13 protein-coding genes are annotated in these 14,115 nt (G+C 69.2%); 3 read left to right on the forward strand and 10 right to left on the reverse strand.

Features of this window, described 5'->3' with window-relative positions; genetic code table 11:
* Nucleotides 1-2 precede the first annotated feature (2 nt).
* Together AC1RGU_RS13590 and azu are read left to right on the forward strand one after the other, a co-directional pair.
* Complete coding sequence (locus tag AC1RGU_RS13590) at nt 3-2,360, forward strand: cytochrome P450/oxidoreductase (protein WP_492696556.1); 2,358 nt, start codon at nt 3-5, stop codon at nt 2,358-2,360.
* A gap of 100 nt (nt 2,361-2,460) precedes the next feature.
* Entirely contained in the window at nt 2,461-2,913 is a 453-nt protein-coding gene (gene azu, locus AC1RGU_RS13595; RefSeq protein WP_139704464.1) for an azurin, read from the forward strand.
* On the opposite strand, the gene AC1RGU_RS13600 is transcribed toward azu, so the two are convergent.
* From AC1RGU_RS13600 to AC1RGU_RS13620, 5 genes are all read right to left on the reverse strand, one after another.
* On the reverse strand, nt 2,906-4,672 hold the full coding sequence (locus AC1RGU_RS13600) for a sensor histidine kinase (protein WP_492696557.1): 1,767 nt from the start codon (nt 4,670-4,672) through the stop codon (nt 2,906-2,908). The genes azu and AC1RGU_RS13600 overlap by 8 nt on opposite strands.
* 74 nt (nt 4,673-4,746) lie before the next feature.
* Entirely contained in the window at nt 4,747-5,460 is a 714-nt protein-coding gene (locus tag AC1RGU_RS13605) for a response regulator transcription factor (RefSeq protein ID WP_095948901.1), read from the reverse strand.
* Between the two features lie 113 nt (nt 5,461-5,573).
* Nucleotides 5,574-6,386 carry an SDR family NAD(P)-dependent oxidoreductase gene (locus AC1RGU_RS13610; RefSeq protein ID WP_492696558.1) on the reverse strand — a complete coding sequence of 271 codons (813 nt, stop codon included), beginning with the start codon at nt 6,384-6,386 and terminating at the stop codon, nt 5,574-5,576.
* Nucleotides 6,387-6,486: 100 nt separating this feature from the next.
* Nucleotides 6,487-6,867: a YciI family protein gene (locus tag AC1RGU_RS13615; RefSeq protein WP_070062632.1), complete on the reverse strand. Its 381-nt coding sequence runs from the start codon at nt 6,865-6,867 to the stop codon at nt 6,487-6,489.
* Nucleotides 6,849-8,147, reverse strand: a complete 1,299-nt coding sequence (locus AC1RGU_RS13620) for an RNA polymerase sigma factor (protein WP_492696559.1) — start codon at nt 8,145-8,147, stop codon at nt 6,849-6,851. The genes AC1RGU_RS13615 and AC1RGU_RS13620 overlap by 19 nt, the downstream gene beginning before the upstream one ends.
* A gap of 113 nt (nt 8,148-8,260) precedes the next feature.
* Between AC1RGU_RS13620 and AC1RGU_RS13625 the strand changes: the two genes are divergently transcribed.
* The gene (locus tag AC1RGU_RS13625; RefSeq protein ID WP_492696560.1) at nt 8,261-8,773 is read left to right on the forward strand and encodes an MOSC domain-containing protein; all 513 of its coding nucleotides are present in this window, start codon (nt 8,261-8,263) and stop codon (nt 8,771-8,773) included.
* Between the two features lie 7 nt (nt 8,774-8,780).
* Here AC1RGU_RS13625 and AC1RGU_RS13630 read toward each other — a convergent pair whose 3' ends face one another.
* The 5 genes from AC1RGU_RS13630 to AC1RGU_RS13650 are packed head-to-tail and all read right to left on the reverse strand — an operon-like array spanning nt 8,781 to nt 13,818.
* Nucleotides 8,781-9,587, reverse strand: coding sequence for an alpha/beta fold hydrolase (locus AC1RGU_RS13630; RefSeq protein ID WP_206167908.1), 807 nt, complete (start codon nt 9,585-9,587; stop codon nt 8,781-8,783).
* 2 nt (nt 9,588-9,589) lie between these two features.
* Entirely contained in the window at nt 9,590-10,429 is an 840-nt protein-coding gene (locus AC1RGU_RS13635; protein WP_062474940.1) for a proteasome-type protease, read from the reverse strand.
* Between the two features lie 28 nt (nt 10,430-10,457).
* The gene (mutS, locus tag AC1RGU_RS13640) at nt 10,458-13,115 is read right to left on the reverse strand and encodes a DNA mismatch repair protein MutS (RefSeq protein WP_435533319.1); all 2,658 of its coding nucleotides are present in this window, start codon (nt 13,113-13,115) and stop codon (nt 10,458-10,460) included.
* A 32-nt stretch (nt 13,116-13,147) separates the two neighbouring features.
* On the reverse strand, nt 13,148-13,480 hold the full coding sequence (locus tag AC1RGU_RS13645; protein ID WP_489058321.1) for a helix-turn-helix domain-containing protein: 333 nt from the start codon (nt 13,478-13,480) through the stop codon (nt 13,148-13,150).
* Nucleotides 13,477-13,818, reverse strand: a complete 342-nt coding sequence (locus AC1RGU_RS13650; protein ID WP_492696561.1) for a type II toxin-antitoxin system RelE/ParE family toxin — start codon at nt 13,816-13,818, stop codon at nt 13,477-13,479. Before AC1RGU_RS13650 ends, AC1RGU_RS13645 begins: the two co-directional genes overlap by 4 nt.
* Between the last annotated feature and the right edge of the window lie 297 nt (nt 13,819-14,115).

Raw genomic sequence — 14,115 nt, forward strand, 5'->3', positions numbered from 1 at the left:
CCATGTCCGACACCGCCATGCCATCGCGCATCTCCTCAGTTTCTGGCTGCCCCGTCGCGCACGGGGCGCTCTCGTCGCACAGCACGCCCACCGGCTGCCCCGTGAGCCAGCGCGCCGCCGAGTTCGATCCCTTCGAGGACGGCTACCAGCAGGACCCGCCCGAGTACGTGCGCTGGGCCCGCGAGCAGGAGCCGATCTTCTACAGCCCCAAGCTGGGCTACTGGGTGATCACGCGCTACGACGACATCAAGGCGGTGTTCCGCGACAACCTCACCTTCAGCCCGTCGAACGCGCTGGAGAAGATCACGCCCACGGGCGAAGAAGCCAATGCCGTGCTCGCAAGCTACGGCTTTGCGCTCAACCGCACGCTGGTGAACGAGGACGAACCGGCCCACATGCCGCGCCGCCGCGCGCTCATGGACCCGTTCACGCCCGAGGCGCTGAAGCACCACGAGCCGCTGGTGCGCGAACTCGCGCGCAGCTACGTCGACCGCTTCATCGACGACGGCCGCGCCGACCTCGTCGACCAGATGCTGTGGGAGATTCCGCTCACCGTGGCGCTGCACTTTCTCGGCGTGCCCGAGGAAGACATGGACACGCTGCGCAAATACTCCATTGCACACACCGTCAACACCTGGGGCCGCCCCAAGCCCGAGGAGCAGGTGGCCGTGGCGCACGCGGTCGGCAACTTCTGGCAGTACGCCGGCAAGGTGCTCGACAAGATGCGCCAGGACCCCGACGCACCCGGCTGGATGCAGTACGGCATCCGCAAGCAGATGCAGCACCCCGAGGTCGTCACCGACTCGTACCTGCACTCGATGATGATGGCCGGCATCGTGGCCGCGCACGAGACCACCGCCAACGCCACCGCCAACGCCGTGAAGCTGCTGCTGCAGCACCCGCAGGTGTGGCAGGAGCTGTGCGACGACCCGGGCCTCATTCCCAACGCGGTGGAAGAGTGCCTGCGCCACAACGGCTCGGTGGCCGCCTGGCGCCGGCTCGTCACCAAAGACACGCAGGTCGGCGGCGTCGACCTGCCGGCAGGCTCGCGCCTCTTGATCGTCACCTCGTCGGCCAACCACGACGAAGGCCACTTCGCCGATGCCGACCTGTTCGACATTCGCCGCGACAACGCCAGCGACCACCTGACCTTCGGCTACGGTTCGCACCAGTGCATGGGCAAGAACCTGGCGCGCATGGAGATGCAGATCTTCCTGGAGGAGTTCACGCGCCGCCTGCCGCACATGCGCCTGTCGGAGCAACGCTTCAGCTACGTGCCCAACACCTCGTTCCGTGGCCCCGAGCACCTGTGGGTCGAGTGGGACCCGCGCGCCAACCCGGAGCGCGCCAACGCGGGCCTGCGCGACGTGCAGGTGCCGGTGCGCATCGGCGAGCCGTCGGCGCACGCCATCGCGCGGCCCGTGGTGGTCGAGCGCGTGACGCCGGTGGCCGACGGCATCGTGCGCCTGCGCCTGGTGTCGCCCGACGGCAAGCCGCTGCCGCGCTGGACGCCGGGCTCGCACATCGACGTGGAATGCGGCTCGCCCGAGCTGTCGCGCCAGTACTCGCTGTGCGGCGACCCCGACGAAGCCCACGCGCTGGAGATCGCCGTGCTGCACGAGCCCGAAGGCCGTGGCGGTTCGGCCTGGGTGCATGCGAACGTGAAGGTGGGCGACCGCCTGCGCATCCGCGGCCCGCGCAACCACTTCCGGCTCGACGAGTCGCTGCCGAAGGCGATCTTCATCGCCGGCGGCATCGGCATCACGCCCGTGAGCGCGATGGCGCGGCGCGCCAAGGCGCTGGGCATGAACTACGAACTGCACTACAGCGGCCGCAGCCGTGCGAGCATGGCCTTCGTCGACGAACTGGCCGCGCTGCACGGCGAGCGCCTGCACGTGCATCCCGCCGACGAAGGCCGGCGCAACGACCTGCGCGCGCTGCTGGCCACGCCCGTGCCCGGCGCGCAGGTGTATGCCTGCGGCCCGCTGCGCATGCTCGAAGCACTCGAAGATTGCTGCGCCGCGTGGCCCGAGGGCGCGCTGCGCGTGGAGCATTTCGAATCGACGCTGGCCACGCTCGACCCGTCGAAGGAACATGCCTTCGAGGTGGAGCTGAAAGACTCCGGCCTCGTCATCACCGTGCCGCCCGACCAGACCTTGCTGACGGCCCTGCGCGCGGCCAACGTCGATGTGCAGAGCGACTGCGAGGAAGGCCTGTGCGGTTCGTGCGAAGTGCGCGTGCTGGCCGGCAAGGTCGATCACCGCGACGTGGTGCTCACGCGCAGCGAGCGCGATGCGAACACCAAGATGATGGCCTGCTGCTCTCGCGCCTGCGAGGGGCGGTTGGTGCTCGAACTCTGAGACCTTTCTCCGCGCGCATTGATTCATCGCAAGTGTTTCGCGGCACGCCCACCGCACAGTGGGGCGTGCCGAATCGGCACCTCACCGAAGGAACCATGTGATGAAGACGAGAACCACCGCGGCCCTGCTTTTCACGGCGCTGCTCGCCGGCCCCGTGCTGGCCGCCACCTGCGACATCGAGATCGAAGGCAACGACGCGATGCAGTTCAACAAGACCGCCATCGCCGTGCCGGCCAGCTGCAAGCAGTTCACCGTGAAGCTCAAGCACGTCGGCAAGCTGCCCAAGGCCGCGATGGGCCACAACTGGGTGCTGAGCAAGGCGGCCGACGCGCAGGGCGTGGCGGCGGACGGCATCGGCGCGGGGCTGGACAAGGCCTATGTGAAGCCGGGCGATGCCCGCGTCATCGCGCATTCGAAGGTCATCGGCGGCGGCGAGACCGATGCCGTGAGCTTCGATGTGAGCAAGCTCAAGGCGGGAGACAGCTATGCGTGGTTCTGCTCGTTCCCGGGCCACGCGTCGCTCATGAAGGGCACGCTGGCGCTGGTCAAGTAGGCGCCGCGCCGCCCAGGGGCATCCGCAGCACCACCTGCGTCTCGCCGGGGCGCGACTGCAGCTGAAGCTGCGCGCCCAGGCGGCGTGCCCGTGCCCGCAGGTTGCGCAGCCCCGCGCCGCCGCTCACGCCGTCCACCGCGAAGCCGCGGCCGTCGTCGCGCACGCTGAGCTGCAGTTCGGCGCCCGCGCGCGCCACCGTCACGTCCACGCGCCGGCCCGCGCTGTGCTTGAGCACGTTGGTCAGCGCCTCCTGCAGGAAGCGCATCAGGTCCAGGCTCTGCGAGGGCGCGAGTTCGAGCGTGTCGATGCCCGAGACCTTCCAGCGGCAGTCGATGCCGTTGGCATCCAGCAGCTGCGCGCTGCGGTAGCGCAGCGGCGCCAGCAGTTCGCCAAGCGCGCGCGCGCCGTCGTCGCGGCCGGTGGCGTCGATGATCAGCCGCAGGTCGTCGCGCAGGCTCTTGAGCATCGCCAGCAACTGCGGTGCGCTGAGGTGCTCGGGCGTGCGCTCCAGCGTCGCGATGCTGCCCACCAGCATGCCGCCCAGGCCGTCGTGCAGGTCGCTTACCAGGGCCACGCGCTCGCCGATGCGCGCGTGCGCGAGTTCCAGTGCATGCTGCTGCGCGAGCGTGGACGCGAGCTCCGCCTTGGCGGCGTTCACTTCCTCGATCAGCTCGGTGTTGAAGTTCTCGATGCGCCGCAGGCTCTGCACGAAGCGCCCGGCCTGCGTCAGCGCCATGCCCAAGAGCAGCACGTACGAGGACATGGTCGTGTAGTAGATGTTGCTGTCGATCACCTGCGTGAACACCAGCAGGTCGTGCGCGCCCGTGAGCGCCGACACCGCCATGAACGGCGCGAGCGAACGCATCGGGCTGCCCCGGTGGCGCAGCGCGTGGAAGATGCCGCTGCTGTTCACCACGATGATCGTGAGGCCGCCCACCAGCGTCCAGATCGCGCGGTGCGTGGGCAGGTTGGCGGTGCCCGCGAACCACAGGTCGAGCACGCCGACGGCCGCCACCGCGAACGCCGCGATCTCCAGGCGCGGCAGGCGCCGCCCGGCAAAGCGCAGCACGAACACGCCGTACGACACGCTGAAGAACAGCAGCAGCGAGGTGTTCAGCGCCTGCCAGCTGTGGTTGCTGGCAAAGGGCCAGGGGCTGGTGGCGATCTGGTTGTAGCCGAACAGCAGCCACAGCACCGACATCGCCGCGAACCAGCCGTAGGCCGTCTCGCGCCGGCGCAGCAGCCACCACGCCGCGAAGAAGGCCGACACCGCCGCGCTGGTCGCCAGGCCGAACACCTGCAGGTCGCGCCGCATGAGCTGCTCGCGGCCGAACTCGGCCTGCAGGAGCGCGGGCGTGCCCAGGCTCACCGGCCCCAGCCCGGCCTGGTAGGCCGACAGCCCCGACACGCGCACCAGCAGCGTGTTGGTGCCGGCGCGCAGTTGCGGCGCGTCCAGCAGCCAGTAGCGCGGCGAGTTCCATGCGCGCGTGAGCGGTTCGACCAGGCTGCGGTCGCGCCAGATCGTCGTGCCGTTGAGCGAGACCTCGCCGGCCATGTTCAGGTAGTGCAGCAGCAGCCCGGTTTCGGTCACGGGTGCGGGCTGCTCCCAGGTCAACCGGTACCAGACCACGCCGTCGAAGCCGGGCCAGCGCGTGGCCCAGCTGTCGGGCAGGGCGACGGGCGTCCAGCCGTCGGCGGGCGGCGTCGTGTCGTGCCAGCCGGTGCCGCGTGCGGCTTCGGCGCGAAGCTCAGGAACCACCGGTGTTTGTGCGTGTGCGCCGCCCGTCGAGAGCAGCAGCCACAGGGCCCACATCACGAGGCCCGCGAAGACCGTCAGCGCAGCAAGCCCTGCCTTCGGCCCTGGTAGACCGCCTCGGTGCGCGAGTTGACGGCCAGCTTGCGGTAGATGTTCTTGGTGTGGCATTCCACGGTCAGTCTGGAGATCGACAGCGCCTCCGCCATGTCGCGGTTGCTCATCCCTTGCGACACGAGCTCGAGGATTTTGCGCTCGCGCGGCGTCAGCATGACGGGCGTGGTGGCCGGCGTCAGCGACGGGTCGTCGGGCGGCGAGGGCAGGCCGGGCAGCTGGGTCGCGACCCAGCCGAGGATGCGGCGGGCGATGGCCGGGTCGATCGGTGCGCCGCCTTGCTCGATGCTGCGCAGCGCGATGCTGAGCTCGAGGTCGTCGCGTTCCTTCAGCAGGTAGCCGATGGCGCCGGCGCGCAACGCCGCGAAGATCACGGCCTCGGTGCGCCAGGCCGAGATCACCACGGCGGGCACCAGCCGGTGGTGCACGTGCATCCACTCGATCAGGTCGACGCCGCTGCCGTCGGGCAGGCCGATGTCGACCAGCGCCACGCCGAAATGCTGCTGCTCCAGCAGCGAGCGGGCCGAGGTCAGGCTGTCGGCCCAGGCGATCTGGGGCTCGTCGCATCCGAGCGTCGACAGCACGTACGCCAGGCGCTCGCGCATCGCCGGATCGTCTTCGACCACCAGCGCGGGGCTCAGCGAGACCACTTCAACGTCTTCCAGGAGAGGGGCAGACATAGGACGACATTTTTGAGCCGTGGTGTACGTGGTGCAACGTTTTTTCTTAAATGAAACGACTGTTTCTAAAGTTCCTATTTGTATCTTGATGTTAATTCAAAGCGACCACAACCCTAATCGAGGATGACCCCTCCACTCAGGTTGACTATTGCGCCCGTCATGGCCCCAGCCAGCGGCGAGGCCAGAAACACCGCGGTGCCCGCGAGCTGGTCCAGCGAGGGCAGGCGCGCCACCAGCAGGCCCTCGGGCCGCTCGGCCAGCATCTGTTCGACCGTGAGGCCCATGCGCTCGGCCGCCGGGCGAAACACCTCGCCGCTGTGCGAGCCCGCGGCCACCGCCTCGGGAATCGCGTGCGAGCGGATGCAGGCGGTGCGGATGCGAAAGGCCGCCAGCTCGCCCGCCATGTGGCGCATGAGCCCTTCCACGCCGGCGCAGGCCACGGCATGTCCGAGGTACCCGGGGCCGGGTAGGCGCGAGGCGGGCGTCGACACCGACAGGATCATGCCGCCGCCGCGCGCCGCCATGTGCGGTGCCACGGCCTTGGCGGTGAGGAAGTTGCTGCGCGTGTAGGCGTGGATGGGGAGGAAGAAGTCCTCCAGCGACAGCTCGGCCAGCGGCCGGCCCTGCACGTGGAAGACGCCGACCGCGTTGAACGCGAGGTCGATGCCGCCGGCCTGCTCGGCGACCTCGGCCGCGTGGCGCAGCATCCCGGCCTCGTCCAGCGCATCGACCACCGCGGCCTGCGCATGGCCGCCGGCTTGGGTGATGTCTCGCACCACCGCATCGAGCTTGTCGCGGTTGCAGCCGGTGACGAACACGCGGGCGCCTTCGCGTGCAAAGGCGCGGGCGACGGCGCCGCCGAGGGCACCGCTGCCACCGTGGATCACGGCGCAGCGGTCTTGCAAAGACAGGGCATTCGAGGGCATGAGAGCTTCTCCTTGGCGTGAATGGCGACCCGCGACATGCGGGCGCTCGTTCCAAGGACGGCGCAGGCCCAGATGATCCGACAGCGCAGTGGAGTTTTTTTCAGACCTGCGGGATGCGCGGCGCGATCACGCCCGGGTCGTACCAGGTCACCGGGCGGATCTCGAACACGCCGCCCTCGAAGTCCAGCCGCCGCGCCGCATGCCGCGCGTCTTCGAGCGACTCGCACTCGACGATGTAGATGCCCATCAGCTGCTCCTTCGTCTCGGCGAACGGCCCGTCGGTCACCAGCGGATGCGCGGCGCCGGCGTGCCGCACGGTGGTGGCGGTGTCGGGCATCAGGCGCAGCACGGTGCCGAGGCGGCCGGCGGCCTGTAGCTCGTCGCGCAGGTCGGTGTGGCGCTCGAGCATCTCGTCTTCGACCTCGGGCGCCCAGCCGGCCGCCGCAGCTTCGGAACCGTAGATCAGGATGGAATAGAGCATCGTGCGTCCTTTGCTTGAAGGGAGTCGGAAGAGGCGCCCGCGCCGAGGCGGTCGAGCAGCAGGCGGATGTGCGCGGCCTCGGCGGCGGTGCGGGCCAACGCGAGCGCGTCGGCAAAGGCGCGGCGCGCTTCGTCGGCGCGGCCCAGCTGCGTCAGCAGCCCGCCGCGCAGGCCGTGGAAGTGGAAGTACGCCGACAGCGGCTCTGCCAGCCCGTCGACCATCGCCAGCGCCGTCTTGGGCCCGCGCACCTTGGCCACGGCCACCGCGCGGTTGAGCGTGACCACCGGAGAAGGCTGCAGCTTTTCGAGCCCGGCGTAGAGCCGGTCGATCTCGGCCCAGTCGGTGTCGGTCGCGCGCGTCGCCCGTGCGTGCGTGGCCGCGATGGCCGCCTGCAGCTGGTACGGCCCGATGCGGCGCTGGCGCAGCGCGGTGTCGAGCAGGGCCAGGCCTTCGTCGATTGCCGCGCGGTGCCAGCGCGTGCGGTCCTGGTCTTCGAGCAGCACGACCATGCCGCCCGCGTCCAGCCGCGCATCGGCGCGTGCGTGCTGCAACAGCAGCAGGGCGCACAGGCCGGCGGTCTCGGGCTCGTCGGGGAACAGGTCGCACAGCAGGCGCGCAAGGCGGATCGCCTCTTCGCACAGCGCCACGCGCACATGGGCCGTGCCGCCGCTGGCCGCATAGCCTTCGTTGAACAACAGGTAGACCACCGCGCCCACGGCCGCCAGCCGCTCGCCGCGCTCGCGCGCGCCGGGCGCATCGAAGGGCAGGCCGGCCGCGGCCACGCGCTGCTTGGCGCGCGTGATGCGCTGTTCCATCGCGCGCTCGCCGACGAGGAAGGCGCGCGCGATCTCCGCCACCGACAGGCCCGAGACGATGCGCAGCGCGAGCGCGATCTGCTGCGCGAGCGGCAGCGCGGGGTGGCAGCAGACGAACAGCAGGCGCAGCACGTCGTCGCGGTAGTGCGACTGGTCGAGCTGTTCGGCGAGGTCGGGGTCGAGGGTCATGTCCACGTCGCCGTCATCGGCTTCGGGCAGCGGATCGTGCCGGTCGCGCCGCCGCAGCTCGTCGAGCGCCGCGTTGCGCCCCACGAGGATCAGCCAGGCCAGCGGATCGTCGGGCGGGCCCTGCTCGGGCCAGTGCCGCAGCGCGCGCAGGCTGGCTTCCTGAAAACCTTCCTCGGCCGTGTCCAGGTCGCGGAAGTAGCGCAGCAACGCGGCCACCGCGCGCGGGCGTGCGGCGGTCAGCGTGGTGGCGATCCAGCTCAGCTCGGTGGTGGTCATCGTCGGCGCGGTGCGTGTCGCTTCGAAGAAGGTCGGTTCAACCCCAAGGACGCGCCAGTATGCGGCGGGCCGACAGCGGCGCGCAAAAAAAGTCCGCGTGGACAATGCGGCGTATGTCCGATCTCCACGCCCTGACCCGGCAGTTCCCGCACCCCGGCCGGCTCGACGCCATCCTGCTGCGCCCCGCGCGGCGCACGCCTGTCGAGTCGGTGCAGGAGGTGCTGGCGATCGAAGCGCTGGGCCTGGCCGGCGACCGCAGCAGCGCCGGGCGCGGCGGTGGCAAGCGGCAGGTCACGCTGATCCAGGCGGAGCACCTGCCGGTTGTCGCGGCGCTCGTGCAGCGTGTGGCGGGTGTGGATGCGGGGCTGCTGCGCCGCAACCTCGTCGTGTCGGGCCTCAACCTGCTGGCGGCGCGCTCGCTGTTTCGTGACCAGCCGCTGGTGCTGGCGCTCGGACCCGAGGTGCTGCTCGAGATCACCGGGCCCTGCGAGCCTTGCTCGCGCATGGAAGAACTGCTCGGCCCCGGTGGCTACAACGCCATGCGCGGGCATGGCGGCGTGACGGCGCGGGTGCTGCGTGGCGGTGTGCTGCGCGTCGGCGACGCGGTCGCCTGCCGCACCGCCTGAACACCACCTACATCAGGTTGCGCAGCGAGGCCTCGATGGCCGCCGCCGTGGCCAGCGGCTTTTCCATCGGGAACAGGTGGCTGCCGTCGAGCATCGTGATGCGGCCCTTGGTGACCTGCTCGGTCATCGCCATGCCCACTTGCTTCATCTCGACCGACTGGCGCCCGCCGATGAAGGCCGCCTTGCACTTGAGCGGATGGCGGCGCAGCAGCGCGCCCAGCGTGTGGGGCAGCGTGTTGTAGATGGCGGTTTCCACGTCGCGGTCGAAGCTCAGCGAGCGCGTGTCTTCGCTGTCGAAGGTACCGTGGTCGATGTAGTCATGCAGCACCTGCTCGTCCCACTTCGCGAACGCCTTCTTGCTGCGGAAGTGCTCGAACACCGCCTCGCGGTGCTCCCAGCTGTTCTTGCGCTTGCGGCTCACGGCGCCGGGCGAAATGCTCTTCATGAGCGGCGTGCGCTTGACCACGTTGAGCGTGTTCGCGCGCCAGCCGCCGAGGATCGGCGAATCGATCAGCAGCACGCCGCGCGCCAGCTCGGGGTGGCGCGCCGCGCACATCAGGCTCAGGAATCCGCCCAGCGAATGGCCGATGAGAAACACCGGGCCGCCCGCGCGGTCGGCGCGCAGCTTGGCGAAATCGGCCAGCTGCTGCACCAGGTGCGGCCAGTTGTCGGTGACGGGGTACTTCGGGTCGTGCCCGAATTTCTCGATGGCGTCGACCTCGAAGCCCCGGTTGCGAAGGCTGTCGAGAACGACGCGGTAGGTGCTCGCCGGAAAGCTGTTGCCGTGCGAAAAGATGACAGGAGGCACGGACAGATTCAGATGAGCTTTTCGTCGGGGGTCGAGATCTTGCGCAGCGGGCTGTGGCGCGTGGCCGGCATCCGCAGCGGGTGTTCGGTGGCGCTGTCGTCCCACACCGGGTCTTCGATGCTGTCGAACACCTCGCGCAGCTTCTGGCCCCAGCTGTTGTGCATCATGCGGTAGTAGGGGTTGTCGGCGTCGATGCAGATCACGCGGTCGGTCTCGAGCTTGTTGGCCTCGTACACCACCAGATCGAGCGGCAGGCCGACCGACAGGTTCGACTTCATGGTCGAGTCCATCGACACCAGCGCGCACTTGGCGGCTTCGTCCAGCGGCGTCTCGGGCGTGAGCACGCGGTCGAGCACGGGCTTGCCGTACTTCGACTCGCCCACCTGGAAGTAGGGCGTCTCGGTGGTCGCTTCGATGAAGTTGCCCGCGGCGTATACCAGGAACAGGCGCATGCCTTCGCCCTTGACCTGCCCGCCGAAGATGAACGACACGTTGAAATCGAGGCCCGCGTGCTTGAGCGCCTCGGCATCGCGGTCGTACACATGGCGCACGGCCGAGCCCAGCACGCGCGCGGCGTCGAACATGCTCTTGGCGTTCCAGATGGTGATGGGTTCACCCTGCGTGCCGTCTTCGCGCGTTTCGCGCAGCTCTTCGATCTGCAAAATTTCGCGCACCGACTGCGAAATGCTCAGGTTGCCCGACGACAGCAGCACCATCACGCGGTCGCCCGGCTGTTCGTAGACGATCATCTTGCGGAAGGTGCTGATGTGGTCCACCCCCGCATTCGTGCGCGAGTCGGAGAGAAACACCAGGCCGGCGTTGAGTTTGATGCCTACGCAATAAGTCATGGGTTCGCCTTGCAGGAACTGGGCCCGCTCATGCGGTACTGCGTTCACGTGCGTTCAGTTTCTGGAGGGCATAGAGCGCGTCGAGGGCTTCGCGCGGGCTCATGGCGTCCGGGTCGAGGGCAGCCAGCGCGGATTCTACGGCGCTGGCCATGGGGGTTTCGGTGGCCGGCGGCGGCGCAAACAGGTCGACCTGCGCACGCGTTTGCGCATGCTGCGATTCGAGCGCGTCGAGCGCCTGCCGCGCGTGGTTGACCACCGCCGCGGGCATGCCCGCGAGGCGCGCCACCTGGATGCCGTAGCTCTTGCTGGCCGGGCCCGGCTGCATTTCGTGCAGGAACACGATGTCGCGGCCCGACTCGGTCGCGCTCACGTGCATGTTCACCGCGCCGTGGTGCGTGGCCGGGAACTCGGTGAGCTCGAAGTAGTGGGTGGCGAACAGCGTGAAGGCCTTGCTGCGGTCGTGCAGTTGCGCCGCGATGCCGGCCGCCAGCGCCAGGCCGTCGAAGGTGCTGGTGCCGCGGCCGATTTCGTCCATCAGCACCAGCGACTGCGCCGTGGCGCTGTGCAGGATCTGCGCGGCCTCGGTCATCTCGAGCATGAAGGTCGACTGCGCGTTGGCCAGGTCGTCGGCCGCGCCGATGCGTGTGTGAATCGCGTCGATCGGCCCGAGCCGGCAGGCCGTGGCCGGCACGTGCGAGCCGATGGAGGCCAGCAGCACCACGATGGCCACCTGCCGCATGTAGGTCGACTTACCGCCCATGTTCGGGCCGGTGATGATCTGCATGCGCTGCTGCGGCCCCATCTGCGTGTCGTTGGCGATGAAGCCGCCCGACGACTTCTCGGCCAGCCGCGCCTCCACCACCGGGTGGCGGCCCTGCTGGATCTCGATGCACGGGTGCGACACGAAGGTCGGCGCGCGCCAGTTCAGCGTGTGCGAGCGCTCGGCCAGCGCGCACAGCGCGTCGAGCGCAGCGATGCCGCCGGCCAGCTGCGTGAGCGCGGGCACCGAGGGCTGCAGCGCGTCGAGCAGCTGCTCGTACAGCCACTTCTCGCGCGCCAGCGCGCGGTCTTGCGCGCTCAGTGCCTTGTCTTCGAAAGCCTTGAGTTCGGGCGTGATGAAGCGCTCGGCGTTCTTCAGCGTCTGGCGGCGGCGGTAGTTGTCGGGCACCTTCGAGAGCGCGCTTTGCGTCACCTCGATGTAGAAGCCGTGCACGCGGTTGAATTGCACGCGCAGGTTGCTGATGCCGGTGCGCTCGCGCTCGCTGATCTCGAGCTTGAGCAAAAAGTCGTCGCAGTTCTCGCTGATCTCGCGCAGCTCGTCGAGCTCGGCGTCGTGGCCCGTGGCGATCACGCCGCCGTCGCGCACCAGCGCCGACGGATCGGGCTTGATCGCGCGCACCAGCAGATCGGCGCAGCCCGGCGGCGGCGCCAGGCGTTCGGTGATCTGCGCCAGCAGCGCCGCGGCGCCCGGCAGCAGCGGCGCGAGTTGCTCAGCCTTTGCCAGCGCGAGCTGCAGCGCCACCAGTTCGCGCGGGCGCACCTGGCGCAGCGCAATGCGCGCCGCGATGCGTTCCACGTCGCTGGTGTTCTTCAGTTGCTCGCGCAGCGTGCGCCAAGGCGCGGCGGTGGCGCCGGGCCCGGGGGACTGCAGCGCACCGATGGCGTCGAGCCGGCCTTGCGCTTCGCTGCGGTCGCGGCGCGGCGAGAGCAGCCAGCGCTTGAGCAGGCGGCTGCCCATGCCCGTCATGCAGGTGTCGAGCAGCGAGAACATCGTGGGCGCGTCTTCGCCGCGCAGCGTCTGCACCAGCTCCAGGTTGCGGCGCGTGGTGGGCGGCAGCTCGATCAGGTCGCCGTCGCGCTCCACCGACAGCCGCTGCACGTGCGACAGCGCGCGGCCCTGCGTGTGCTCGGCATAGCCCAGCAGCGCGGCGGCGGCGGCATGCGCGTTGCCCAGCGATTCGGCGTTCCATGCCGCAAGGCTGTGGCTGCCCATCTGCTCGCTGAGCTTGCGCTCGCCCAGGCCGGGATCGAACTGCCAGGCGGGACGCAGCGACAGCGTGAACGGCACGGCCGCGCGCGCGGCCTTCAGGCGCTGCTCGAAGGCGGGCGTGACCTCGGCGCTGTACAGCAGCTCGCTCGGCGCGATGCGCGCGATCCAGGCTTCGAGCGCATCGGCCGGGCACTCGGCCAGCCGCAGCTCGGCGCCCGTCACGCTGAGCCAGGCCAGGCCGCAGAAATTGCGCGTGCCCGCATGCACCGCGAGCAGCAGCGAATCGCTCTTGTCGTTGAGCAGTTCCGAGTCGGTCAGCGTGCCGGGCGTGACCACCCGCACCACCTTGCGCTCGACCGGCCCCTTGCTGGCGCCGACCTCGCCCACCTGCTCGCAGATGGCGACCGATTCGCCCAGCTTGATGAGCCGCGCGAGGTAGGTGTCGACCGAGTGGAAGGGCACGCCGCACATCAGCACCGGCTGCCCGGCCGACTGGCCGCGCTGGGTGAGCGTGATGTCGAGCAGGCGCGAGGCCTTCTCGGCGTCGGCCCAGAACAGTTCGTAGAAATCGCCCATCCGGTAGAACAGCAGGGTGTCCGGATGGTCGGCTTTGAGGCCCAGGTACTGCGCCATCATGGGCGTGTGCCCGGAGAAGTCGCTGGAGGAGGGGGCGGGGTGGGCAGTCGTCGTTTTCACTCGGGCGATTATCGGGGACGGGCGGACAGGGATCAGCCGACGGTCAGCGTGACCGGCTTGCCGATGCGGCTTAGCATTTCGACCAGCGTGTCGATGGTGAACTTGGTCGTTTTCTTGTTCACCACGTCCGACACCCGGGGGCGCGAGACCATCAGGATCTCAGCCGCTTCGGCCTGCTTCAGCTGGTGCTCGGCGATCCAGCCGGCCAGCGCTTCCATGAGCTGCTGCTTCAGCAGCCGCGTGTCGTTGATCTGCTTGTGCGAGGCGGCCTGCAGGCGGCGGGCTTCGGCCGGCGCAAAGCCCAGCTCGAGGAAGAGGTTGGCGCCCGGCGGGGTGACGTGGCGGATGGCGGTGTCGGTCTTCATGGTCTGTCCTTCCTGGCGTGGATCACGGCGCGGTAGCGCGCTTGGGCGATGGCTTTGTCCTGTGGGCTGGTGGCCTGTGTCTTCTTTTGAAAGCAGTGCAGGACATAGACCGCTTCCTCGAACTTCGCCACGTACATCACGCGGTAGATGCCACTGGCGTCCCGCAGCCGGATTTCCCGTGTGCCGGCCCCCACGTCGTTGAAGGGCTTCCAGTCCGTCGGGTCCAGCCCGGCCTGCACCTTGCCCAGTTCGAAACCCGCCGCGCGGCGCGGTTCCACGGGAAAGGCCAGCAGGTCTGCATAGGACGAGCCCACCCAGCGGATTTCCTTCTCGTCCATTGACGCACTCGCATGTATAAGATTTTATACGTGAAGCCTGGTGCGTTCCATGCGCCATGACTCCTCCCTGGGGCGGCATTGTCGAGAAGCGTCGGAGGGCTTCGCCTCGCGTGGCACCATGCCGGTCCCGATGACCGTGAACTTTGTGGGGATCCAGCGCAGATCCACCACGTGGCCGGTTCCAGGCGCAGCGCCCCGCCGCACGCGCTTCTTGGCCGTTCCTGAATCCAGACGCTTCCCCCGTGCGTAGTCATGCGCATGCGCATGACTACGCGGGCGCACGCGACCTTCATCGAT

The organism is Variovorax sp. GW823-FHT02B07, assembly GCF_058797695.1.

Coding starts and splice junctions, on each gene's coding strand:
- AC1RGU_RS13645 (WP_489058321.1), bottom strand. CDS start 13,480: ATGAAGACCGACACCGCCATCCGCCACGTCACCCCGCCGGGCGCCAAC.
- AC1RGU_RS13610 (WP_492696558.1), bottom strand. CDS start 6,386: ATGCCCTCGAATGCCCTGTCTTTGCAAGACCGCTGCGCCGTGATCCAC.
- AC1RGU_RS13620 (WP_492696559.1), bottom strand. CDS start 8,147: ATGACCACCACCGAGCTGAGCTGGATCGCCACCACGCTGACCGCCGCA.
- AC1RGU_RS13650 (WP_492696561.1), bottom strand. CDS start 13,818: ATGGACGAGAAGGAAATCCGCTGGGTGGGCTCGTCCTATGCAGACCTG.
- AC1RGU_RS13605 (WP_095948901.1), bottom strand. CDS start 5,460: ATGTCTGCCCCTCTCCTGGAAGACGTTGAAGTGGTCTCGCTGAGCCCC.
- AC1RGU_RS13590 (WP_492696556.1), top strand. CDS start 3: ATGTCCGACACCGCCATGCCATCGCGCATCTCCTCAGTTTCTGGCTGC.
- AC1RGU_RS13635 (WP_062474940.1), bottom strand. CDS start 10,429: ATGACTTATTGCGTAGGCATCAAACTCAACGCCGGCCTGGTGTTTCTC.
- AC1RGU_RS13615 (WP_070062632.1), bottom strand. CDS start 6,867: ATGCTCTATTCCATCCTGATCTACGGTTCCGAAGCTGCGGCGGCCGGC.
- AC1RGU_RS13625 (WP_492696560.1), top strand. CDS start 8,261: ATGTCCGATCTCCACGCCCTGACCCGGCAGTTCCCGCACCCCGGCCGG.
- azu (WP_139704464.1), top strand. CDS start 2,461: ATGAAGACGAGAACCACCGCGGCCCTGCTTTTCACGGCGCTGCTCGCC.